The organism is Longimicrobium sp., from assembly GCA_036389135.1.
In the GTDB taxonomy this organism is placed as follows: domain Bacteria; phylum Gemmatimonadota; class Gemmatimonadetes; order Longimicrobiales; family Longimicrobiaceae; genus Longimicrobium.
The window spans coordinates 68,393-90,397 of the sequence record DASVQP010000076.1 but is presented as its reverse complement, the minus strand read 5'-3'; the positions used below and the strand labels follow the sequence as shown (position 1 = coordinate 90,397).

The window sequence follows — 22,005 nt, the reverse complement described above, 5'->3', positions numbered from 1 at the left end:
CTCAGAGGTTGATGACGACGTGCGTGGTGCGGCGCAGCTCGGCCAGGAGCTGCTCCTCCAGACGCTGCTCCGCCATGCGCTCCTTTACGCGGTCCACCACGTCGGCGTACTCGTACTGCCCCTCGGCCTGGCGCTCCGTGACGCGGACGATGGCGAAGGAGGGAGCGCCCTGCGCGCTCGCCACCTCGAACGGCCCCACCAGGGTATTTGCCTCGGCGGTGGCCAGCGGGGCGGCGTACGCGGGCGGAAGCTGCGCCACCGGGATGTTGCGGTTCACGCGCTGGTCCGCCGGCGTGTTGGTGGCCGCGGCAAAGGTGCTCAGCGAAGCCCCTCCGCGTACCGCCGTCGCGATGGAGTCGGCGCGGGTGCGGGCGGCGGCGATGTCCTCCGGGGTGATCTCCGGGCGGATCAGGATGTGGCGCGCCTGCCGCTCCGGCCCGCGGATGCGGTCCAGGCGGATGATGTGGAAGCCGAACTCCGTCTCCACGATCCCCGACGTCTGGCCGGGGCGCAGCGAGAAGGCCGCCACCTCGAAGGGACGCACCATCTGCCCCTCGCGGAACCATCCCAGGCTGCCGCCCTGCTCCTTGGACGCGTCGGCCGAGTAGCGGCGCGCCAGCACCTCGAAGTCGCCGCCCTTTCCGAGCTCCGCCAGCACTTCCTCGGCGGTGCGGCGCGCGCGCGCCTTGGCCGAGTCGGAGGGGAGCGGCTTCACCAGCGCCTGCTCGAAGGAGACGTTCGCGGGCCGCGTGCCCACCGACGCGCGCACGCCCTCAAAGAACTCGCGGGCGTCCGCGTCGGCGATGGTGGGGCGGGGGCGCTTGGCGATCTCCTGGCGCGCGTACCGGTCGATCATCGTGCGGTCGGAGATCTGCCGCGTCAGGTCGCGCCGGTACTCCTCCAGCGTACGGCCGGAGGCCTGCAGCGCGCGCGACAGCTCCGCCTCGGAGCCGTTGAAGCGCTGCTTGACCTGGGTGAGCTGCCGCTCCACCGCCTCGTTCACTTCCAGCTCGTTGACCGTCAGCCCGGAAGCGCGCGCGGCCTCCAGCAGGATCAGGTCGCTGACGCGCTGATCCACGATCTGCCGGATGAGCGCGGCGCGCTGCGCCGGGTCGGCGGGGATCTCGCGCCCAGACTCACGGTACGCTTCCAGCCCCTGCTGGACGTCCGAGAAGAGGAGCGTGGTGTCGCCCACTACGGCCACCACCCGGTCCACCAGCTCCTCGCCCGGCTGGGCGGCGGGGACGGTCTGGGCCACGAGCGGCGAGCCGGCGAAGAGGGTGGCGATGGCGGCGAGCGCCGCGATTCGGTTGCGCATGAGCTGGTCTTGGGACTGCGGGAGTCGGGCGGCCCCTGCCACCCGGAAGCGACCGGCCCGGGCGGATGCACCGCCCGGGCCGGCCCTCTTGTATGCCGGAGCGCCGCAGGGGTTCCCCCGCGGCGCCCCCCACCTGCTACGGCTGCGCCGGCGCCGGCTGTCCGCCCTGCGGAGCACCCTGCGGAACCTGCTCGCCCGGCTCGCCCTGCTGCTGCGGGGCCTGCGGCTGGCCCTGCTGCGGCTGGCCCTGCTGCGGCTGGCCCTGAGGCGGCATCCCCTGGGGCGGCATCCCCTGCTGCGGCATCCCCTGCGGACCCTGCGGGAGCTGCGGCTGCGTGGCGCGGATCGCCTTCATCCGCTCCACCACGCGGGCGAAGGCGGCCTCGTTGACCTCGGAGCCGTACGATTCACGCAGCGCCTGCCCCAGGCGGCCCAGCGGCGAGAGCTGCACCTGCCCGGAGAGGAAGGCCTGGATGAGCTGGCGCACCTGCTCCTCGATCGCCGCGTTGCCGGCCGAGCCCTTGGGGATGCGGCGCGAGCCGAGCCCCGTGCCCTGCAGCAGCCCGCGGATCGCCGCGCGCGCGTCGGTGCGGATGGAGTCGTTGGCCGCGCGCGACAGGTTGAAGTTGCGGCGCTTGGCCTCGGCGAGGAGGATCTCGCGGGTGGCCTGCTGCTTCAGGAAGCCTTCCACCTGCTCGTCCGGCGCCGAAGCGGCCTGCTTGCGCTGCGCGGACGGGATCTGCTCCATCACCGTCGCCACCTCGCCCGAGGTGATCTCGCCGCCGCGGTACTCCAGGAGGGCGCGGTTGGCGGCGCGGCCCTTGAGGGGCAGCTTCTCCATCGTCGCCATCTCCTTGATCTGCTTCACCGCGCCGGTCTGCACCTCGACCTTGGCGGCGGCGGTCAGCGAGTCGACGAACTTCTGCACGGCCTGGCCCTGCGTCTGGCGCGCCAGCATCTGGCGGAACTGCGGGCGCTGCTCGGCCGGAAGCGGCTGCGACTTGCGCTCTTCCACCTTGATGACGTGATAGCCGAAGGGGCTCTCCACCACCTTGGACACCTGCCCCGGCTGCAGCGCGAATGCCGCCTGCTCAAAGGTGGGCACCATCTGCCCGCGGCCAAAGAAGCCGAGGTCGCCGCCCTGGTCCTTGGAGGTGTCCTCGGAGTGCTGGCGGGCGAGCGCGGCGAAGTCGGCGCCGCCGGCGGCCTGCGCCTGCAGCTGCTCGGCGCGGGCGCGCACCGCCTGCCGCGCGGCGGGGGCCGCGTCGGCCGCCACCTTGAGCAGGATGTGGCGGGCGCGCACCTGGGGGCCGGGGCCCTCGGTGTTCCACTTCTCGTCCAGCTGCGCCTCGGTGAACATGGTGTCCACGCGGACGTTGCTGGTCACGAAGCGCTGGAGGATCACCTCTTCGCGGGTCGGCTCGATCAGCTTGTCGAAGTCGAGCACGGCGAGGGTGGTGTCCTCGGCGGCGGCGGTGGCGAGGAGGGTGTACTCCACCCACATCTTGGCCAGCTCGCCGACGAGCTCCTCGGTGGGCTGGATCTGCGGGTTGGCGGCCAGCAGCGACGCGGCCTCCTCGACCTTGAGCTCTTTGCCGGCGGCCTGGGCCACCACGTCGGTGTGGGAGGACATGGCCTTGCCGAACGAGCCGCACCCTGCGAGCGCGAGGGCGGCGGCGGGGAACGCCCAACGGGTAAACTTCATCACGATCTCCAAAACCGGGTGAGGGGACTGCGGCGCGGGCCGGATGGCCGGGGCGCCCTGGGACTGCGGGAAGAAAAGTGCTAAGTGCTAAGTGCCAAGTGCTGAGTGCTAAGTGCTAGGTGCTAGGTGCGAAGTGCTGTTCAGGACTTAGCACTTAGGACTTAGCACTTCCGTTCTACGCCGCGGCGGCCTTGGCGACCTCCGCCACCAGGTCCCGCAGCGAGGCGAGCAGGGTGGGGAGGATCGGCTCCGTGCCGTGGCGGGTAAGGGCGATCGAGAGCGGCATCGGGCGGCGGATCTCCACGGCGAGCTGGTGCGCGGAGAAGGCCGTCTGCAGCGACGCCATGCGCGGCACGTTGCCGCGGCGGAAGTTGATGCGCACGTCCCACGGACGCACCAGGATCCGCTCGATCCCCAGCTCGCCGCCCAGCAGCCGGAGCTGCGCCGTGGCGATCAGCGTCTCCACCTCTTCGCGCAGCGGGCCGAAGCGGTCGCGCAGCTCGCCGCGGATGGCTTCCGCGGCCTGCACCGTCTCCACGCGCGACAGGCGGCGGTAGAAGTTGAGCTTCTGCGCCTCGTCCGTCACGTAGTCGTCGGGAATCAGCGCCGCGCCGTCAACCGAGACCTCGGCGAGCTGCACGCGGCTCTCGCCCTTGCCGCCCTTGAGCTGCTTGATGGTGTCGTCCAGCAGCCGCATGTACGTGTCCAGCCCCACCGCGTGCACGAAGCCGCTCTGCTGCGAGCCGAGGATGTTACCCGCGCCCCGCAGTTCGAGGTCCTTGAGCGCGATGCGGTAGCCGCTCCCCAGCTCGGTGTAGTGCTCCAGCACGCGCAGCCGCTTCTCAGCGTCTTCCTGGATCTCGTCCGGGATCAGCAGGTAGCAGAACGCCCGGTGGTGGCTTCGGCCCACGCGTCCACGAATCTGGTAGAGCTGCGAAAGGCCGAAGTGGTCGGCGCGGTTCACGATCAGCGTGTTGGCGCGGGGCACGTCCAGCCCGCTCTCGATGATGGCGGTGGCCACCAGCACGTCGCGCTCGCCGTCCAGGAAGGCGGTCATCACCGCCTCCAGCTCCTTCTCCCGCATCTGCCCGTGCGCGATGGCGATGCGTGCCTCCGGGATCAGCCGCTGCACCCGCTGCGCGACGGTGTCGATCGTCTCCACCCGGTTGTGGACGAAGAACACCTGCCCGCCACGGTCCAGCTCGCGCCGCATGGCGTCCTCGATGATCGCGTCCGCCCACGGGAGCACGTGGGTGATCACCGGCTGCCGGTCGCGGGGCGGCGTCTGGATCAGCGTCATGTCGCGTAGCCCAAGCATGGAGAAGTGCAGGGTGCGCGGGATGGGCGTGGCCGTCAGCGTCAGCACGTCCACCGTGCGGCGGAGCTGCTTGAGGAGCTCCTTGTGCTTCACCCCGAAGCGCTGCTCCTCGTCCACGACGATGAGGCCCAGGTCCTTGAAGTGCACGTCGTGCGACAGGAGGCGGTGCGTTCCGATCAGGATGTCCACCTCGCCTGCCTGCAGGCGCTTGAGCACCTCCGTCTGCTCCTTCGTCGTGCGGAAACGCGAGAGCGCCTCGATGCGCACCGGGAAGTCGGCCAGCCGCTCGCTGAACGTGTGCATGTGCTGCTCGGCGAGGATCGTCGTCGGCACCAGCACCGCCACCTGCTTGCCGTCCTGCACCGACTTGAACGCGGCCCGGATGGCGATCTCCGTTTTGCCGTAGCCCACGTCGCCGCAGATCAGGCGGTCCATGGGGCGGGGCGACTCCATGTCCTTTTTGACGTCCTCGGTGGCCTGGCGCTGGTCGGGCGTGTCCTCAAAGAGGAAGGCGCTCTCCATCTCGCGCTGCCAGCGGGTGTCGGCGGAGAACGCGTACCCCTTCTCCGCGGCGCGGGCGGCGTACAGCTCCAGCAGCTCCGAGGTCATCTCCTCGATGGCCTTCTTCGTCCGCTGCTTCTGCCGGCTCCAGTCCTTGCCGCCGATGCGGTGCACCTTGGGCGCGGGCGCGTTCTCGTCCGGATCGCTCACCCACCGCTCGATCAGGTCCACCCGGTGCACGGGCACGCGCAGGAGCTCGCCCCCCGCGTACTCGATCACCAGCGTCTCGAACTGCTCCTCGCCCACGCGCACCAGCTCCATCCGCCGGAACTGCCCCACGCCATGGTCCATGTGGACGACGTAGTCCCCCGGCTTGAGCGCCGCGATGCTCTCCAGCGCCGCCCCGCCGCGGAACCTCCTGCGCCTGCGCACGCGGCGCGAGCGGCGAAAGATCTCGTGGTCGGTCAGCAGCCGCAGCGGTGGCTCCGCGTCCGCCAGCACGAAGCCGCCGCCGATGGAGCCGATCCCCAGCTCCACGTGCCGCGCGATGCGCAGCTCGTCCAGCAGCTCCTGCAGGCGCTCCAGCTGCCCCTGGTTGTCGCACAGGATCAGCGTCTGCTCGCCGCGCGCCGCGGCCCCGCGCAGCACGTCGCCCAGGCGGCCCATGTCGCGGTCGATGGCCTCCGGCGGCAGGGCGCGGAAGCGGGCCGTGGTCTGGGTGGGGAGGGTGCCCGTGTCCTCGATGAAGAGCTGGGCGAACCCTTCCAGCCTGCGCGCCGCCTCCTCGGACGGAAGGAAGAGCGTCTCCGGCAACTCCGGGCGGTTGCCGCGCTGCGCCTCGGCGGCGTGGAGGCGGCGGACCTCCTGCCAGGTGCGGTCCAGCTCGCCTCGCGTGCCGCCGCCTGCCAGGTGCACCACCACCGCGTCCTGCGGCAGGTACTCCAGCAGCGACTTGCGCTCGCTCCCCTCGGTGGCGCGTGCGGAGCGCGCTCCCACGCTGGCCTGCGCGCGCAGGTCCACGGGAAGGAGCTGCAGCTCGTCCACGGCGCGCACGGAGAGCTGCGTCAGGATGTCGAAGAAGCGGATCGACTCGACGGTGTCGCCAAAGAACTCGATGCGGGCCGGCTCGGGCGCGCCGAAGCCGAAGACGTCCACGATGCCGCCGCGCAGCGCGAACTGCCCCACCGCCTCCACCGTAGGGACCCGCTCGAAGCCCATCCCCTCCAGCCGCGCCGCCAGCTCGGGGAGGAGCACGTCCTCGCCGGTGCGGATCTCCAGCCGCAGGTCGTCCAACCCTTCCACGGCGGGAGCCAGCTCCTGCAGCGCGCGCGGCGTGGTGACCAGGAGCGAGGCGCGACCGGAGAGGAGCGCCTCCAGCGCCTCCACGCGCGTGCCGCCGATCTCCAGGTGCGGCTCGCCCTCCTCGTACGGCAGCGACTCGCGTTGCGGGTACAGGAAGACGGCGCCCTCGCCCAGGAGCGCTTCCAGGTCGGCGGTGGCCTGCTCGGCGGCTTCGGGCCCGGGGGCCACCAGCGTCCAGATCCGCTCGGGACGGGCGCGGTGAAGCGCGGACACCAGCACCAGCGGGGCGGAGCCGGCGAGCCCCGAGGCAAGCGCGCTCCCCCCTGCCCGCGGCAGGCTAGCCGCCAGCGCCTGGAAGGCGGGGACGGACCGGAACGAATCGATCAGCAGCGGGTGCGGCACAGCACGGTGGGTCGGGTCTGCTCCAGGGGCGGCACTGGGGTTTTTCGGGACAACCCTGGATTTTAGCCCCTCGGGGCGCTGCAAGTCAACCGGGGGACAGGAAGCGATATGCAGGAACGAACGAAATCGCCGATGGTGACGCGCCGCGCTGGGGGAGCAGCGGCTCCCCGGCCACCTGTGCCTCTCCCCGCGCGTTCGCGTCTCCGCGTGAGACCTGCCGTTCGTGGCGCGGCGAACGTGCGGCTTGCCACTGCGGCACTCGGACCCATATTTGAAGACACACCCTCGACCCATGATCTCCACCCGCGCGCCAGGCGTACTTGCCCGCACACCCCGCAGCGCCGGATGTCTGGCGCATCACGACGCCGCTTTCGTTCGTGCCGTTCCAGGTGCACGCGTACCTGGTGCGCCTACAGGCGGACAGGTGGATGCTCGTGGATGGCGGAATCGGGACGGACGAGGCGTGGGAGGCGCTGGAGGGCGGCGTGAGGGAGGCGGCGGGGGGGTGGAACGGCGTATGCCTGCACCTCATCACGCACATGCACCGGGATCACGTGGGGCTCGCCGCCCGCGCGCTCCAGGCGGCGCCCGCGCCGGTGGCGATGGGGGCGCTGGACGCGGAGCGGATGGCCTTCGCCGCCGCCCACCCGGAGGACGAGGCCGCGTACCGCGCCAGCCTCCTGCGCCGCGCCGGGGCTCCCGCCGAGATGGTGCGCGCCGTGGAGGCCGCCATCTCCGGCTCCGAGGCGCTCGCCCCGCCCGTCGCGGCCGACGTGCTCCTTCGCGGCGAGGACGGCGACCTGCCCGGCGCGCCGGGGTGGCGGTGGGTGTGGACGCCGGGGCACACGGCGGGGCACGTCTCGCTCCACCGCCCGGCGGACGGGGTGCTGATCGCGGGCGACGCCGTCCTCCCCCGCATCACCCCCACACTGGGAGTGAACCGCCAGCGCGCGGACCCGGTGGGTGACTACGTGGCGGCACTGGAGCGGCTGGAGGCGCTCGCGCCCGTCCTGATCCTGGGGGGGCACGGCGCGCCGACGGGCCCGCAGCGGATCGGCGAGCTGCGCGACGCCGCCGAGGCCGAGACCGAAGCGGTGGACGCGTGTCTGGACGGAGGGCCGATGAGCACCTGGGAGGTGGTGAAGTGGCGCTACCCGGGACGCGATCTCGCCCCCTCCACGCGGATGCTGGCGCTCCGCGAGACGCGCGCCCACCTGGACCGGCTGGCCGCCGCGGGACGCGCCGTCGTACACCCGTCGCCGGACGGGGCGGAGATCTTCTCCCGCCCCTCGTAGCACCCGGCCCGCGCCGTCGCGCGCGCCACGACTTCCCGTCCGGAGCCATTCGATGTCCAAGCTGCTCGGTTTCCTCCTTCTCCTGATCGGCGCCGTTGTGCTCGTGCCGCAGCTTCGCGCGCGGGCCATGCCCCACGTGCAGCCGGCGCTGAACCCGTTCTACGAATGGTCCGCGCGCAACCGCGTCAACGAGATCGCGGGCATCCTGCACGAGGAGGAGACTTTGGGGCGCAACATCCCCGACCCGGCCGGCTTCGCGGAGTTCGTGGCGCGGCGCAACTTCAAAAAAGATGCGGCGCAGGACCCGTGGGGAACGCCCTTCTACCTGCGCGTCACCCGCAAGGCGTACTTCGTGGGCTCCGCGGGAAGGGACCGCCTCCCCAACACGCCGGACGACATCGTTTCCGAGCCGCAGCTTCGCAAGCCGGCGGTGCGCCGGTGAGCGCGATGCTGAAGGTGGGGCTCACCGGGAACATCGCCGCGGGCAAGTCCACGGTGGCGCGCATCTGGCGCTCGCTCGACGCCACCGTGGTGGACGCCGACGTCCTTTCGCGCCAGGCGGTGGAGCCGGGGACGCCGGCGCTGGCCCGCATCGCGGAGGAGTGGGGCGACGAGGTGGTGGAGGCCGGGGGCGGGCTGGACCGCGCCGCGCTGCGCCGCATCGTCTTCGCCGACCCGAGCGCGCGCGAGCGGCTGGAGGCCATCGTGCACCCCGCCGTCGCCGAGCTACGCGAGGAGGCGTACCGCGCCGCGGAGGAGCGGGGGGAGCGCGTGGTGGTGGCGGACATCCCCCTCCTCTTCGAAGCGGGGCTGGTGGACGACTTCGACGCGGTGGTGCTGGTGGACGCCCCGGAGGAGGTGCGCCTGGCGCGGCTGGTGGGCGACCGCGGGATGGACCCGGAGGAGGCGCGCCGCATGATCGCCGCGCAGATGCCGTCCGAGTTGAAGCGCGCGCGCGCCGACTTCGTGATTTCCAACGCGGGGACGCTGATGGAGCTGGACCGCCGCTCGCGCGAGGTGTGGACCGAGCTGGCGCGGCGCGCGCGTGGCTGAGCTGCTGCGCGTGGACATGCACGTCCACACCCGCCACTCGCCGGACTCGCTGAACCCGCTGGAGGGGATCCTCGCCGCGATGGACGAGCGGGGGATCGACCGCGTGGTCATCGCCGACCACAACCGCATCGAGGGCGCCCTCCGCCTGCGCGACCTGGCGCCCGGGCGCGTGCTAGTGGGCGAGGAGGTGAAGACGCGAGAGGGGCCGGACATCATCGGCATCTTCCTCACCGACGCGATCCCCCGTGGAACGCCGCTGCGCGAGACGTGCGAGGCGATCCGGGGCCAGGGCGGCGTCGTGTACGTTCCGCACCCCTTCGACACGCGCCGCAGCGGGGCGGGGAAGCTGCTGGACGAGATCGCGGAGCTGGTGGACGTGGTGGAGGCGCACAACGCGCGTACCTTTCGCCCCGAGCTGAACGAAAGGGGCGAATCGTGGGCGCGCGCGGCGGGAAAGCGCCTCGGCGCGGGCTCGGACGCGCACACGCTGGCCGAGATCGGTGCCGCCTTCGTGGAGGTGCCCCCGTTCGAGCCCACGCGCGACGGATTGCTCCGCGCGCTGGACGCGGGGCGGGTGGCGGCGCGGGGGACCTCGTCGCAGCTCGTGGTGCTGGGCTCGGCGTATGCAAAGGTGCGCAAGCTGATCCTTCCCGACTGAACCGGAGCGAGACCATGCGACTTCTGATCGCCGCCCTTCTGCTGTGCTCTGCCTGCGGTCACCACGAGCCCGGCGCCGACGGTGCCCCCGCGTCCGCCGGACAGGACCGGCCCACCCCCGCCGCCGTCCAGGCAGACAGCGCCAAGTCCGACGTCACCGGCCCGAACGGTCCGCGCACCGGCGGGTGAAAAGAAAACAGCCTCACACAGAGGGCACAGAGGGGAACCGCAAGCCGCAAAGGAACTCCTTTTCTGTTCTCGCCGTTCTCTCTGTGGCTCTGTGTGAGGCGCGGTTGGGGTTGCGTTGGAAGCACGGGGGGGCTAGATCGTGCGGCCCGCGCGGGCTCGCCGCGGCGGGATGAACGAGAGTCGAAGAAATGAACGATCACAACAACTATCGGCGCGAGGCCCCCGTGGACCTCGCGTCCATCTTTTTAGGGCCCAAGGGCGAGAACGCGGACATCTTCGAGCGGCTGCTGCTGGAGGCGTTCCGCGACCACGTCTTCTGGAGGCGCAACTTCCACCCGGAGGACGGCTTCCAGGTGCGGGAGATGGACAGGCTAGCGCCCGAGTACCAGGCTTCGCTTTCGACGCTCTCCACCGAGCTGATGGGGCTGCTGGGCGAGCTCAAGGCGGGGGTGCCCTTCTTCAGCCCGCGCTACATCGGGCACATGTCCAGCGACCTGACGATGGCGAGCCTGATCGGCTACTTCGCCACCATGCTGTACAACCCGAACAACGTGGCCGCCGAGGCGTCGCCCGTCACCACGCGGATGGAGCTGGAGGTGGCGGACCAGCTCGCGCGCATGATCGGCTACGATCCCGCCAAGCAGTGGGGGCACCTCACCTCGGGCGGCACCGTCGCGAATTTCGAGGCGCTCTGGGTCGCGCGCAACGTGAAGTACCTTCCCATGGCGGTGCGCTGGGCGGCGGAGGAGGCGGGGGTCGGCGGGCTGTCGGTGGGCACTCCCGCGGGTGGACGCGCGTCGCTGGACGACATGGACCTGTGGGGTCTCCTCAACGTCGCGCCCGAGGACGCCATGGACCTGGCCGACGCCTTCCGCGCGCGGCTCGGGGATGACGCGGCGGCGGTGGAGGCGCTGGCGCAGCACTCGCTGGCCGGGCTCGGCTACCAGGAGTTCGGGCGGCGCCTGTCGCAGCAGTTCGGCGACGCGCTGCAGGACGGGGCGGTGCTGGTCCCCTCCACCGCGCACTACTCGTGGGAGAAGATCTGCCGCGCGCTGGGGATCGGCGGGCGGCAGCTCATCCACGTCCCGGTGGACCGGCGCTTTCGCATGGACCCCGCCGCGCTGGAGGCGACGGTGCACGCCCTGGCGGACCGCAAGCAGCCCATCATCGCCTGCGTCTCCGTGATCGGGACGACGGAGGAGAGCGCGGTGGACCGCCTGGACCTGATCGCCGACGTGCGCGACCGGGTGGCGCGGGAGCGCGGCGTCGCCTTCCACCTGCACGCGGACGCGGCGTGGGGCGGCTACGCGGCGTCCATCACACGCGGGCCGGACGGGCGGCGACGCTCCTACGAGGACGCGCTCGCCGACTATGCGCCCGAGGCGTGGCCCGAAGAGGGAGTGTACCGTGGCCTCTGCGCAATGGAGCGCACCGATACCGTCACCATTGACCCGCACAAGCTGGGCTTTATCCCGTACCCGGCGGGCGCGGTCTCCTTTCGCGACCTGCGGGTGCGCGAGCTGGTGGCGGTGGAGGCGCCGTACCTGTTCCACCGCGGCGCGTCGGAGTGGGGGTACATCGGGCGCTTCATCTTCGAGGGGTCGAAGCCGGGCGCGGCGGCGGCGGGGGTGTGGATGTCGCACAAGGTGCTCCCGCTCGACTCCAGCGGCTACGGCCGGCTGATCGGCGAGACGGCGCGCGGGGCCCTCCTCCTGCACCGCCGCCTGTCGAGCGGCGACTGGGGCCCGTTTACCCTCTTCCCGCTCCCCCTGCCGGACCTGAACATCGTCTGCTTCGCGATCGGCCACCCATCGCTCACCACGCTGGAGGCGACCAACGACTTCGCCGGGCGCGTGTACGGCGCCATGAGCGTGTCCGAGGAGCGCTCCGCGCGGCAGCTCGACTACTTCGTCACCAAGACCGTGCTGCGCGCGCGGGAGTACGGCCACGCCGCCGACCCCATTCTCGAAGCACTCGGCTTCTCGCGCGAAGACTACGAGCGCGCGGGCGGCGTCAGCGTCATCCGCTGCACCGTGATGGACCCGTTCCTCGCCTCGCGGCGCGGGAAGATGGACTTCGTGGGCGGGTTCGCGAAGACGCTGCGGGGGGTGCTGGAGGCGGTGCTGTGAGGGGGAGAGGTCTGCGTGCCTCGGCCACCGTCGAGGCACGCGGGTTCCCCCTTTCCCCCGCAAGCGGGGGAAAGGGTGCACTTCGCCCGTTTGCCGATATCTGCGCGGGTCCGACGCGATCGAACCACGGCGACAACTGGTAGGGGCAGCCCCGCGTGGCTGCCCGTGCTCTCCCCCGCGCCGTCATCACCACTCCGCGCGGATGCACGCAAACGCCCCTCCCCCAGAAGTTTGGGGGAGGGGCAGCAGGAACGAGCGGGGAGAGGGCCTGCGATGCCTGCCTACTCCTCCTCCTCGATCTTCTGCTCCTCGCGGGCGACGCGCAGGTACTCGCGCAGCGACTCCTCGGGGATCTGGCTGAGCTGGCGGAGGATCGCCTGCGCCTGGTCGCGCAGCGGGGCGGTCTCGTCGCGGGTCAGCTCGTCGTCGAAGTCGAAGGGGAAGGCTTCGCGCTCGTCGTCGCCCTCGTCCGTGGTCGGATCGATCCCGGTGAGCGGGTGGAAGACCATGGTCACGCCGAGCGAATTGGAATCGTCCACGTACGGGCTGATCTCGGCTTCGGCCAGGTACAGCTCCCCTTCGTCCTCGAAGATGCGGAAACCGACCAGCAGCCCGAGCCCGTCCTCGGCGTGAGGGGTGTGTTCGTGGGTCGGGTGGTCGTGTTCGTGACTCGGCATGTCTCCTCCGGCGTAGGGTCGGGTTGTGGTCCGCGGGCTGACCGCGGCGCGCGCAAGATACGCACCCGCCCCGCGCGCTGACAGGGCGCACCCCGCGCGAACCTCGCCGCCGCGCCGGTGTACCCGCACCCCTGGACCGGTCCCGCCCCCCGCCGGGGGCCGGGCCGGATTTTCTTTTTTCGTTCGCCGGAGAGGGTGCCGTCTTGAAGTCGCGGCAGGTGTACTTATCGCTGGTGCTGGTGCAGGTGCTCTTCTCCACGCTCCCCATCGCGGTGAAGGTGGCGCTCCGCGAGCTTTCGAGCCCCGCGCTGGCGATGCTGCGCGTGACCTTTGCGGCGATGCTTTTCCTGGTGCTCCACCGCGTGCTGGTGGGGGAGCGCGTCCGCTCCCTTCGCGACTACCTGGAGCTGGCGCTGTACTCCGTCTTCGGGGTCATCGCCAACCAGCTCCTCTACATCACCGCGCTCACCCTGACCACGGCCACGGCCGCGCAGACCTTCACCGCCGCGGGCCCCGCGATGACGCTGCTCATCGCCATCCTGCTTAGGAAGGAGAGCGCGACGCCCGCCAAGTGGCTGGGGATCGGGCTGGCGGCATCGGGGGCGCTCTACCTGGTGGGGATGGGCGGGAACACCGGCGCCGCGCTCGGCAACCTGCTGGCGCTGCTCAACGTCGCCTGCTTCTCCGTGTACCTGGTGATCTCGCGCGGGCTGGTGCAGCGCTATCACCCGCTGACGGTCATCACCTGGGTCTTCGTCTTCGGCGTTCCGGGAATGATGCCGTGGGGCGCCGCCCCCCTGCTGGCCGAAGCGGGGCGCGCCACAGCGGTCACCTGGACGGCGCTGGCCTGGATCGTGGTCGGACCCACGGTGGGCGCCTACTACCTGAACGTCTACGCGCTCACCCGGGTGGAGAGCAGCGTGGTGAGCGTCTTCGTCTACATCCAGCCGATCCTCACCGCCGTGCTGGCGACCTGGCTCCTCCACGAGCGCCCCTCCGCCCGCCTTCTTCCCGCCGCGCTCCTGATCTTCGCGGGCGTCTCGGTCACCGTCTGGGCCGGCCGCCTCGCCCGCGCCCGCGGCGCGGTTCAGGATTCGGCGGAGCTGGTGGAGGAATGAGCGGAAGTGCGTGAGTGCGCGTGGACCGCGAGTATACTCCCAATTCGTCATCCTGAGCGACGCGCTTCTCCGTGCTCTCCCGCGCGCCGTCCTGTGGCGCGGAGCGAAGGATCTACTATGCCTGGCGAGGGACCGGCGGATCACGCGGGCCTCTTGCCTCGCCGGCTAGATACTTCGTTCGCCGCAAGGAGCCAGGCGCGCACCGCAGATGTCGAGGACGCGGCTCTCTCAGGATGACACAAGGGGGGGGAAGGGACCTTTGGGACCCTCTCCGCGCACTAACGCACTAACGCACTCCCCTCCATCAGCCGGTCCAGGATCGCCGCCGTCACCGTGCCGCCGCCGGCGCGGTCGAAGCCGGCGAACATGGGGGACGAGTTGATCTCCAGGAAGACGAGACCGCCGGTCGCGGGGGAGCTCTTGAAGTCCGCGGCGGCGAAGTCCATCTCCAGGGCGTCCATGAGGCGGCGGAGCGCGGTGAGGAGGGCCGGGTCGATGCCCTCCACGGGGAGCGGCTCGACGCGGGTGTCCGTAGAGGTGCGGTAGTCGAGCGCCTCCGAGCGGACGTGGAAGGGGATGAAGCGATCGCCGATCCCGAAGATGCGCACCTCAGGCGCCACCAGCCGCTCCTGCACGATGGCGGGAGCCGCGGCCAGTCCGTCCCGCCGCTCCGTGGTGGAGAGGACCTCGGCGAGCGGGTTGCAGTAGCCGCCGCCGGGAACCGGCTTGGCGATGCGGTCCGCGGCGCCGCCCTCCCGCTCCAGCGCATCCAGGTCGTTGGTGATGCGTGTAGCGGGGATGGGGAGCCCGCAGCGCGCCGCCACGTTCAGCATGTACGGCTTGTTGGTCTGCCCTCGGTAGCGGCGGTTGAGGAGGCGGACGTCGTTGTGCGCCAGCGCCCAGCCGTGCAGCGCCGCGTGCCACGCATGCGCGCGGAACGAGGTCTCCGGGCGCGGGTCGGCCATGTGCTGGAAGACGTCGTTGCGGATGAAGACCGCCCGCGGCGCCACCGCCCGCCCGCCGATCGTCAGCAAGTCGGCCTGCACGTCCCAGTCGAGGCGCGGGTTGGATGCGGCGCCGGTGAGCGCCACGCACACTTCCACGCCCCGCGCCTCCGCGGCGCGGACGAGGGTCTCCACGTTGGGGTCGGCGTCGCCCCCCGCGATCAGGATCAAGGCAGAGTCCAGTCGGTTGTGGGCCGCCGTACGGGCGGCGCAAAGAGAGAGGGCGCGGGATCGCTCCCACGCCCTCGTCACGCTCGCGGAGCGCCAGCGGTCAGAAGCTGCCGAACGCGGACGAAGAGCTGTCCGGGTAGGGCCAATCGTCTTCCTCGCCGAGCGCGTGGGTCGTGTCGGGGTCTTCCTCGCCTATCGCATGCGTGGTCGTCGGATCTTCTTCCCCCCACGGTTTCGTGGTGTACATGGCCTCTCCTGGTGCGGGTTTGCGAGATTGCCGGGCGGATGGAAACCGTGCGCCGCCTGGAAGTGGTGTGGACACCTCCGGGGAGAACACCGTAATCCGCCAGTAACTGCAAGGTAGCCGCCGGGGCGAACCCGGTCAACCCTGCTGAAGAACCGGCGCGGGCTGCACTCTACCCGCGCGCGGGAAAAACGTTAGCTTACCTCCTTCCACGGAGACCACTCCGCGCGGCATCCCTCATTCGAGCTCCCATGTACCCGGTTCTGATCCAGATCGGCGGATTCACGGTCACCTCTTTCGGGGTGATGATGGCGCTGGCCTTTCTCGTCGCCGGGTGGGTGGCGTCGCGCGAGCTGGCCCGCGTGGGGCTGGACCCGGAGCAGGCGTGGGACATGGTGGGATACGCCGCCGTTTTCGGGATCCTGGGGTCCAAGATCTACTACATGATCCTGAACTGGCAGGACACGATGGCCGATCCCATGCGCGCCCTCCTGTCTCGTTCGGGGCTCGTGTGGTACGGCGGCTTGATCCTGGCGGCGGCGGTGATCGCGTGGCGCGTGAAGAAGACGGGGATGCCGCTGGGCCGCATGGCGGACGCCTCCGCGCTCGCGCTGGCGGTGGGGTACGCCATCGGGCGCATGGGGTGCTTCCTGGTGGGCGACGATTACGGGCGCCCCTCCGACCTGCCGTGGGCCGTGGCTTTCCCCAACGGCGCGCCTCCCTCGACGGCCGCCAACCTGCGCGAGTTCGGCGTGGACATCCCGGCGAGCGTGCCAGCCGACACCGTCTACGCGGTGCACCCCACGCAGCTCTACGAAGTGGGGATGTCGCTCATCATCTTCTTCATCCTGAAGCGCGTGCAGCCGCGCCTGGCCACGCCGGGGATGCTCTTCATGGTGTGGGTGTCGCTGGCCGGTGTGGAGCGCTTCATCGTGGAGATCTTCCGCGCCAAGGACGACCGCTTCCTGGGGGTGCTCACGGTCGCGCAGCTCATCAGTGTCCTGCTGATGGCGGCGGGTGTCGCGGGGGTGGCGTACCTGGCGCGGCGCGCCGACAAGGGTCCCACGGCCACGCGCCGCACGGCCGCCGCGTGAACGGCTCCGCACCCCGGTGAACCGCCGCCGCTTCCTTGGAGCGGCGGCGGCGCTGGGTGCCGCGGCGCTCGGCGCCGACGCGGCGTGGTGGGAGCCGCGCTCGCTCGATGTTACGCGCCACCGTCTCTCCCTCCCGCGGGGGCACGCGTCCCTCCGCTTCGTCCAGATCACCGATCTGCACCTGCGCGGGATCGGCTCGATCCACCGCCGCATCGCCGCCGAGACCGCGCGCGCCCGCCCCGACTTCGCCCTGCTGACGGGCGACTCGGTAGACCAGCCTGACGCCCTCCCCACGCTGGACGCCTTCCTCGCCCTCCTCGACCCGCGCCTCCCCAAGTATGCGATCCTGGGCAACTGGGAGCACTGGAGCGGCGTGGACCTGCGCGCGCTCGCGGCCGTTTACGAGCGCCACAACGCGCGGCTCCTGGTGAACGAGTCCGCCGTGCACCCCCACCCGTCAGGACCCGTCGCGATCACGGGTCTGGACGACCTCGTGGGCGCCCCCGACCTCCGCGCCGCATTGCGTGGCGCCGAGTCGGCACCGGTGCGCCTCCTCCTGGCCCACTCCCCCGCCTACCGCGACACCGTCGCCGCGCACGCGCACCCCGTCGGCGCCATCCCGAGCGAGCCCGTGGACGTCGCCGGCATCACGCTCATGCTGTCAGGGCACACGCACGGCGGGCAGGTCACCGTCGGCGGCTGGGCGCCGCTCGTTCCGCCGGGGAGCGGCCGCTACGTGCGCGGCTGGTTCCGCGGCGACGGCGCGCCGCCACTCTACGTCTCCCGCGGGATCGGCACCTCCGTGCTCCCCATCCGCTTTGGGGCCACACCGGAACTCACTGTGTTCACCGGGTGACGGATGTGTGGCGCAGTATTGGAGCGCTGGCGGTTATCGGGTAGATTGGCCGTGTGAACTCCAGCCGGAGGAGCCAAATGCCGCGAACAGTAGAAGCCGTCATCACTCCCAGCGGACACGTGCGACTGCTTGAGCCGCTGTCACTCTGCGAGAGCCGCCGCGCCCTCGTGACGGTGCTCGACGAGAAGGCGAATGTCGCGGTGCCAGATTCATCGTTGTTGCTCAGCGAGGGTGCACTGTCCGATTGGAACCGCGAGGAGGAGGACGCCGCATGGGCGTATTTGCAGCGGGAGCCGTAGTCTTGATCCCGTTCCCGTACTCTGATTTATCGCGGGCCAAGTTGCGCCCGGCTGTCGTGCTCGCGGACGCCGGGCGGGGTGATGTCGTGCTCTGCCAGCTTACGAGCAACGCATACGCTGATCCGAGTGCTGTCGAACTCACCCGAGTTGACTTCACCGCAGGCGCGTTGCGGCACACCAGCTATGCACGTCCGGCGAAGCTCTTTACTCTTAGCGCATCGCTCGCGGTCCGCCGGGTCGGTGTGCTGGGCACCGCATCCAGGGATCGTATCGTCAATGCTGTAATAGATCTACTGCGGCCCGAGAGCCCGAATTAGGTGTCCGCGCCGAGGGATGTCTCGCGCGCTGCCGCATTGACGTATCAAAACTCCGCCCGGCCGACGCTCCATTCGTTTCCCTTTCCGAGTCCCCCGTGCCCGCTCGTTCGCGAAAACTCATCAAACTCGCCGCCGCCGCGCTCATCACCGTCGCGGCGGCTGCGTGCGCCGACGACGCGCCGGATTCGCTGCTCCCCGAGCTTCCGAGCCCCGGCCGGCCCGATCCGCACCCGGACCAGGCCTTCCTGCTGGAGGCGGCGCGCGGCGCGTGGACGTACGTGGACCGCGAGTACCAGCCGCAGACGGGGCTGGTCAACTCGGTCAGGAGCTACACGTACGCCACCGTCTGGGATATGGCGAGCGGGCTGGCGGCGTTCCACTGCGCACGCGAGCTGGGAATCATCACGCCCCAGGACTTCGACACGCGCATGACGCGGGCACTGCAGACGATCGAGGGTCTGCGCTTCTTCGATGAGGTGGCGCCGAACAAGAACTACTCCACCCTCACCGGTGCAGTGGCCGGGCGCGACGATCGCGACCAGACGGTGGGGGAGCGCGGGTTCGGATGGTCCACGACCGACGTCGGGCGGTTCCTGGTGTGGCTCAAGATCATCGAGACGCGCCATCCGCAGTACGCTCCGGCGGTGCGGCGGATCGTGGCGCGGATGAAGCTCGCGGAGATGGTGCGCGACGGGTATCTCTCCGGCGCGGAGCTCACCCCAGCGGGGCAGCTGATGCGATACCAGGAGGGGCGGCTGGTATACGAGCAGTACGCGGCGTACGGATACGCGCTCTGGGGCCAGCGCGCCGAGCGGGCGCTGAGCCTGCGCGAGAACTCGCTTCCCATTCAGGTCTACGGCGTTCCGCTCCTGGCCGACCGGCGTGGCGACGACTTCCTCACCAGCGAGCCGTTCATCCTGATGGGGATGGAGCTGGGGTGGAACCGCGAGATGAAGCAGCTCGCGACCGGTTCTCTGGAGGCGCAGGAGGAGCGGTACCGGCGCACCGGCGAGGTCACCTTCGTGAGCGAGGACCACGTCCCCATCGCCCCGTACTACTTCTACTACTACGCGATCAGCTACCGCGGAAACCCCTTCTCCGTGGGCGTGCAGGGGAGCGAGACCGTGCTGGACGGGCCGCGCTGGATCAGCGCCAAGGCCGCCTTTGCCTGGCACGCGCTCCTTCCCAGCCCCTACACCCGCCTGGGCGCCGAGGCCGTCGCGCCCGCCCTCAGCCCGGTCCGCGGGTGGAGCTCGGGCGTCTTTGAACGGAGCCGCGCCCCCACGGAAAGCGAGAACGTCAACACCGCCGCCGCCATTCTAGAGGCCGCCCTGTACAGCGTGGAGCGGCTTCCGCTGGTGCACTGACGAAGCCGAGGTTGGTGGTCGATACCGCTGGCCGGCGGCCTGGTTCGCGTGATCAGCGCCCGGTTGGCATCCCGCCGCGAACGGAGGAAGTATGAAGAAGGACCCAACTAGCACCGTCACGCAGCCCGATGACGAGATGCTTCCGGATTATGATTTCCGCGGTGGAGTGCGGGGAAAGTACGCGGAACGGTACGCGCGCTCCGTCAACATCGTGCTACTCGATCCTGACGTAGCCGAAGTCTTTCCAGATTCGGATGCAGTGAACCGGGCATTGCGCGCGCTCGCTGGAACCATGCGCGAGCAGAAGCCGGGGACACCCGCCTCTTGAACTGAACGAGAAACGCCGCCGGACACCGGTCCGGCGGCGTTTCTCCTCTGGAACTACCGGGGCCGCAGCGTGAGCCGCGCCACCGTCCGCGCCTCGGCCTTGCGGCGGTCGAGGGGGATGCGCCAGAGGCGGCCTTCGCGCCAGAGCGGGGTCTGGTCGCGGTAGTGGCGGGAGGTGGGGATGCCGGACTGACCCGTTGGGATGATGAAGCCTCCCTCGTCGTCCACGCGCGCCATGTCGACTACGTGGCGCTGGCTGGGGCCGTAGCTGTTGACGTACGGCGCCTGCCGCCGGCCCAGACCGAGCGCGTTCACCGTGTTCGAGGAGCCGGGGGAGGGAAAGGGGCCGATGTTGAGGCCGAAGGCGCGGTCGAGCGCGCTGACGACGCCCATCGGGTGATCCATGCGCGTGCTGTGCATCTCGCCCCAACTACGCCCTGCCACCGTGCGCACCGCCTGGCGCATGGCCTCGGCGGAGAGCTCGTCCAGCGTCTCGCGCTTCGGAGTACGGATGTCGTCCACCCATGCGCCGCCGCCGTGAGCCAGGAGGCGGTCCAGGGTGCCGCGGCCGAAGTACGGTGGCTTGCCGCGGAACTCGTCGTCCCCGACGAGCTTGCGGAGGGCGTCGAACCAGGTGTAGAAGAGCGGCGCCGCGCGCGAGTCCAGCGTGGCGCTTCCGTCCCACGTGCGCAGCGTGCGCGCCGCGGCGGTGTCGCGCGCGAGGCCGGCGGCGCGGATGGCGAGCGGAAGGTGGCGCAGGGCGAAGAGGTCGCGCACGTCCATCTGCTGGCGCGCGACGTCGGCGGCGGTCATGCGGCCTCCCTCGCGCACCATCTGCGTGATCCGCTCCGCGCGCGCGGGGCCCACGTACTCGGTTCCAATGCGGGCGTGCAGCACGCGCGACTGCAGGTTGTTGGCGGTGACGATGTAGCCCCGCGATGGGTTGAACTGGCGCGGGTGCTCGGAGATCTCCAGGTAGCGCGTCCACTCCCCCTCGCCCGTCCAGCCGCGGGCGGGGAGGACGCCGCCGCCGTTGCGGCGCACGGGGACGCGCCCGCCCATCTGGTAGCCGAATGCGCCCTCCACGTCCGCGAAGACGACGTTCTGGTGCGGCGTGCGGAAGTCGTGCATGGCGGCCACGAACTCAGCGGCGTTGCGCGCGCGGTTCATCCCGAAGAAGGCCGACACTTCGCGCGACGGATCAAGCGCCGTCCACTTCATCGCCAGCACGCGGCCGCCGGAGCGCTTCTCCACGTCGGAGAGCACGGGGCCGTGGCGCGTGGCGCGGACGCGGTGCACCACGGGCGCCTCGCCTTTGACGCGGATGGTGTCGTGGCGGACGATGAACGGTTCCGATCCCCGCTCCGTGCGGTAGCGCGTGCTGTCGGCGGGATCGGTCTCCTCGATGAAGAAGTCCACGTCGTCCACCATGGCGTTGGTGAAGCCCCAGGCCACGCGGTCGTTGTGCCCGGCGATCACCACCGGGACGCCGGGAAGGGTCATCCCCGCCACGTTCAATCCGCCGCCGTGCAGCGCGGCCAGGTACCAGAGCGCCGGCGCCCGCAGCGCCAGGTGCATGTCGTTGGCGAGGATGGGCTTACCAGACCTCGTCCGCGACCCGCCGATCACCCACGCGTTCGACGCCCTCGCCGCGGACGCGCCGTCCAGCAGCGCCGCGGCGAGCGGCGGGATCGACGGGATCGGCATCCCCGAGACGCGGGGGGCGGCGGGCGCGGCGGCGGGCGCCACCGCCACGTCTTCCATGATGGTGATGCCGGAGTCGGGATAGGCGGGGAGGAGGTCGCGGCCGAGTTCCGGGCCCACGGCGTCGACGGCGCGCTGGAGCTCGAGGTCGAGCTCCCACCCGGCCAGGTCCCACGCCATGATCTTGGCGATGGAGAGCGTGTTGCGGACCTTCCACGGCTCCGGCCGGAAGCGGAGGACCATGAACTCGGGGGGGAGCGGCCCGGGGTTTCCGCGCATCCAGGCGTTCACGCCGTCCGCGTACGCTTGGAGGAGCGCGCGGGCGCGGGGATCGAGCATCCGCTCGTCCTCGGCGGCGGCGCGGCCCATCCCGACGGTGCGCAGGAAGCGGTCGGTGTCCACCAGGTCGGGGCCCAGGATCTCGGCCATGCGGCCGTCCGCCACGCGCCGAAAGAGCTCCATCTGCCAGAGCCGGTCCTGCGCGTGGACGTAGCCCATGGCGCGGAAGAGGTCCGCCTCGCTGCGCGCCCACACGTGCGGCACCGCCAGCGAGTCTCGCCACACCTCCACCGGCGCGCCCAGCCCCGCGAGCGCCGCGTCGCGCCCGGGGTCCGGCTCCGCGCGGCCCATGTACCATCTTGTGCCCCCCAATCCCGCAACGACGAGCAGCAGCAGCGCCAGCACGGCGTACCCGAGCTTCTTCATGGATTCCGCGAGAGGAGTGGATCAGCACGTATAGCCCGGCAATCATGGGCGCCGGGCGCCGAAACTGCAATCTCACGCGGAGACGCGGACGCGCGGAGGAACCGCATTGCATCTCACGCGAACAGCTCTACGCAACACAGACGTCCGAGCGCCCGAATACCGAGAATGCGAGGACGAAATGTTGACCCGTTTGCAGGAACCGCCTACGATGGACCGGGGTATCTGCAACCAGGCAGGACACGCCAAACGAGGT

General features: G+C 70.8%; 19 protein-coding genes. 12 read left to right on the top strand and 7 right to left on the bottom strand.

Features of this window, described 5'->3' with window-relative positions; translation table 11 throughout:
- Position 1: 1 nt before the first annotated feature.
- The 3 genes from VF584_17925 to mfd form a co-directional block, all read right to left on the bottom strand.
- Positions 2-1,318, bottom strand: coding sequence for a peptidylprolyl isomerase (locus VF584_17925; protein ID HEX8212059.1), 1,317 nt, complete (start codon positions 1,316-1,318; stop codon positions 2-4).
- A 136-nt stretch (positions 1,319-1,454) separates the two neighbouring features.
- Complete coding sequence (locus VF584_17920; protein ID HEX8212058.1) at positions 1,455-3,023, bottom strand: peptidylprolyl isomerase; 1,569 nt, start codon at positions 3,021-3,023, stop codon at positions 1,455-1,457.
- 175 nt (positions 3,024-3,198) lie between these two features.
- Positions 3,199-6,546, bottom strand: coding sequence for a transcription-repair coupling factor (gene mfd / locus VF584_17915; GenBank protein HEX8212057.1), 3,348 nt, complete (start codon positions 6,544-6,546; stop codon positions 3,199-3,201).
- Between the two features lie 320 nt (positions 6,547-6,866).
- On the opposite strand from mfd, the gene VF584_17910 reads away from it, so the two are divergent.
- The 6 genes from VF584_17910 to VF584_17885 all read left to right on the top strand — a co-directional run bounded on the left by VF584_17910 (position 6,867) and on the right by VF584_17885 (position 11,869).
- Positions 6,867-7,841 carry an MBL fold metallo-hydrolase gene (locus VF584_17910; GenBank protein ID HEX8212056.1) on the top strand — a complete coding sequence of 325 codons (975 nt, stop codon included), beginning with the start codon at positions 6,867-6,869 and terminating at the stop codon, positions 7,839-7,841.
- A 52-nt stretch (positions 7,842-7,893) separates the two neighbouring features.
- Positions 7,894-8,283, top strand: a complete 390-nt coding sequence (locus VF584_17905; protein ID HEX8212055.1) for a hypothetical protein — start codon at positions 7,894-7,896, stop codon at positions 8,281-8,283.
- 5 nt (positions 8,284-8,288) lie between these two features.
- Positions 8,289-8,894 carry a dephospho-CoA kinase gene (gene coaE, locus VF584_17900; protein ID HEX8212054.1) on the top strand — a complete coding sequence of 202 codons (606 nt, stop codon included), beginning with the start codon at positions 8,289-8,291 and terminating at the stop codon, positions 8,892-8,894.
- Positions 8,887-9,552: a PHP domain-containing protein gene (locus tag VF584_17895; GenBank protein HEX8212053.1), complete on the top strand. Its 666-nt coding sequence runs from the start codon at positions 8,887-8,889 to the stop codon at positions 9,550-9,552. The genes coaE and VF584_17895 overlap by 8 nt, the downstream gene beginning before the upstream one ends.
- A gap of 14 nt (positions 9,553-9,566) precedes the next feature.
- Positions 9,567-9,740 carry a hypothetical protein gene (locus VF584_17890; GenBank protein ID HEX8212052.1) on the top strand — a complete coding sequence of 58 codons (174 nt, stop codon included), beginning with the start codon at positions 9,567-9,569 and terminating at the stop codon, positions 9,738-9,740.
- Between the two features lie 188 nt (positions 9,741-9,928).
- A complete protein-coding gene (locus tag VF584_17885) occupies positions 9,929-11,869 on the top strand; it encodes a pyridoxal-dependent decarboxylase (protein ID HEX8212051.1) in 1,941 nt (646 codons plus the stop codon).
- A 281-nt stretch (positions 11,870-12,150) separates the two neighbouring features.
- Here VF584_17885 and VF584_17880 read toward each other — a convergent pair whose 3' ends face one another.
- On the bottom strand, positions 12,151-12,546 hold the full coding sequence (locus VF584_17880; protein ID HEX8212050.1) for a hypothetical protein: 396 nt from the start codon (positions 12,544-12,546) through the stop codon (positions 12,151-12,153).
- A gap of 203 nt (positions 12,547-12,749) precedes the next feature.
- Between VF584_17880 and VF584_17875 the strand changes: the two genes are divergently transcribed.
- Positions 12,750-13,664 carry a DMT family transporter gene (locus tag VF584_17875; GenBank protein HEX8212049.1) on the top strand — a complete coding sequence of 305 codons (915 nt, stop codon included), beginning with the start codon at positions 12,750-12,752 and terminating at the stop codon, positions 13,662-13,664.
- 278 nt (positions 13,665-13,942) lie between these two features.
- On the opposite strand, the gene VF584_17870 is transcribed toward VF584_17875, so the two are convergent.
- The gene (locus tag VF584_17870; protein ID HEX8212048.1) at positions 13,943-14,839 is read right to left on the bottom strand and encodes a hypothetical protein; all 897 of its coding nucleotides are present in this window, start codon (positions 14,837-14,839) and stop codon (positions 13,943-13,945) included.
- A 100-nt stretch (positions 14,840-14,939) separates the two neighbouring features.
- Positions 14,940-15,086: a hypothetical protein gene (locus VF584_17865; protein HEX8212047.1), complete on the bottom strand. Its 147-nt coding sequence runs from the start codon at positions 15,084-15,086 to the stop codon at positions 14,940-14,942.
- A 248-nt stretch (positions 15,087-15,334) separates the two neighbouring features.
- Between VF584_17865 and VF584_17860 the strand changes: the two genes are divergently transcribed.
- The 5 genes from VF584_17860 (at position 15,335) to VF584_17840 (ending at position 19,344) form a co-directional block, all read left to right on the top strand.
- Complete coding sequence (locus tag VF584_17860) at positions 15,335-16,177, top strand: prolipoprotein diacylglyceryl transferase (GenBank protein ID HEX8212046.1); 843 nt, start codon at positions 15,335-15,337, stop codon at positions 16,175-16,177.
- Between the two features lie 16 nt (positions 16,178-16,193).
- Entirely contained in the window at positions 16,194-17,033 is an 840-nt protein-coding gene (locus VF584_17855; GenBank protein ID HEX8212045.1) for a metallophosphoesterase, read from the top strand.
- Positions 17,034-17,110: 77 nt separating this feature from the next.
- Positions 17,111-17,332 (top strand): hypothetical protein, encoded by a 222-nt coding sequence (locus tag VF584_17850; protein HEX8212044.1) that lies wholly within the window; start codon positions 17,111-17,113, stop codon positions 17,330-17,332.
- A gap of 412 nt (positions 17,333-17,744) precedes the next feature.
- On the top strand, positions 17,745-19,016 hold the full coding sequence (locus VF584_17845; GenBank protein ID HEX8212043.1) for a DUF3131 domain-containing protein: 1,272 nt from the start codon (positions 17,745-17,747) through the stop codon (positions 19,014-19,016).
- 91 nt (positions 19,017-19,107) lie between these two features.
- Positions 19,108-19,344, top strand: coding sequence for a hypothetical protein (locus VF584_17840; protein ID HEX8212042.1), 237 nt, complete (start codon positions 19,108-19,110; stop codon positions 19,342-19,344).
- Positions 19,345-19,397: 53 nt separating this feature from the next.
- Here the strand turns inward: VF584_17840 and VF584_17835 are convergent, their stop codons facing one another.
- Positions 19,398-21,752 (bottom strand): penicillin acylase family protein, encoded by a 2,355-nt coding sequence (locus VF584_17835; GenBank protein ID HEX8212041.1) that lies wholly within the window; start codon positions 21,750-21,752, stop codon positions 19,398-19,400.
- Positions 21,753-22,005 lie beyond the last annotated feature (253 nt).

What these genes read in the sequence shown, in the direction of transcription:
- VF584_17835 (HEX8212041.1), bottom strand. Translation starts at nt 21,752, where the DNA reads ATGAAGAAGCTCGGGTACGCCGTGCTGGCGCTGCTGCTGCTCGTCGTT.
- VF584_17850 (HEX8212044.1), top strand. Translation starts at nt 17,111, where the DNA reads ATGCCGCGAACAGTAGAAGCCGTCATCACTCCCAGCGGACACGTGCGA.
- coaE (HEX8212054.1), top strand. Translation starts at nt 8,289, where the DNA reads ATGCTGAAGGTGGGGCTCACCGGGAACATCGCCGCGGGCAAGTCCACG.
- VF584_17920 (HEX8212058.1), bottom strand. Translation starts at nt 3,023, where the DNA reads ATGAAGTTTACCCGTTGGGCGTTCCCCGCCGCCGCCCTCGCGCTCGCA.
- VF584_17890 (HEX8212052.1), top strand. Translation starts at nt 9,567, where the DNA reads ATGCGACTTCTGATCGCCGCCCTTCTGCTGTGCTCTGCCTGCGGTCAC.
- VF584_17905 (HEX8212055.1), top strand. Translation starts at nt 7,894, where the DNA reads ATGTCCAAGCTGCTCGGTTTCCTCCTTCTCCTGATCGGCGCCGTTGTG.
- VF584_17865 (HEX8212047.1), bottom strand. Translation starts at nt 15,086, where the DNA reads ATGTACACCACGAAACCGTGGGGGGAAGAAGATCCGACGACCACGCAT.
- VF584_17925 (HEX8212059.1), bottom strand. Translation starts at nt 1,318, where the DNA reads ATGCGCAACCGAATCGCGGCGCTCGCCGCCATCGCCACCCTCTTCGCC.
- VF584_17840 (HEX8212042.1), top strand. Translation starts at nt 19,108, where the DNA reads ATGAAGAAGGACCCAACTAGCACCGTCACGCAGCCCGATGACGAGATG.
- VF584_17885 (HEX8212051.1), top strand. Translation starts at nt 9,929, where the DNA reads ATGAACGATCACAACAACTATCGGCGCGAGGCCCCCGTGGACCTCGCG.
- VF584_17860 (HEX8212046.1), top strand. Translation starts at nt 15,335, where the DNA reads ATGTACCCGGTTCTGATCCAGATCGGCGGATTCACGGTCACCTCTTTC.
- VF584_17880 (HEX8212050.1), bottom strand. Translation starts at nt 12,546, where the DNA reads ATGCCGAGTCACGAACACGACCACCCGACCCACGAACACACCCCTCAC.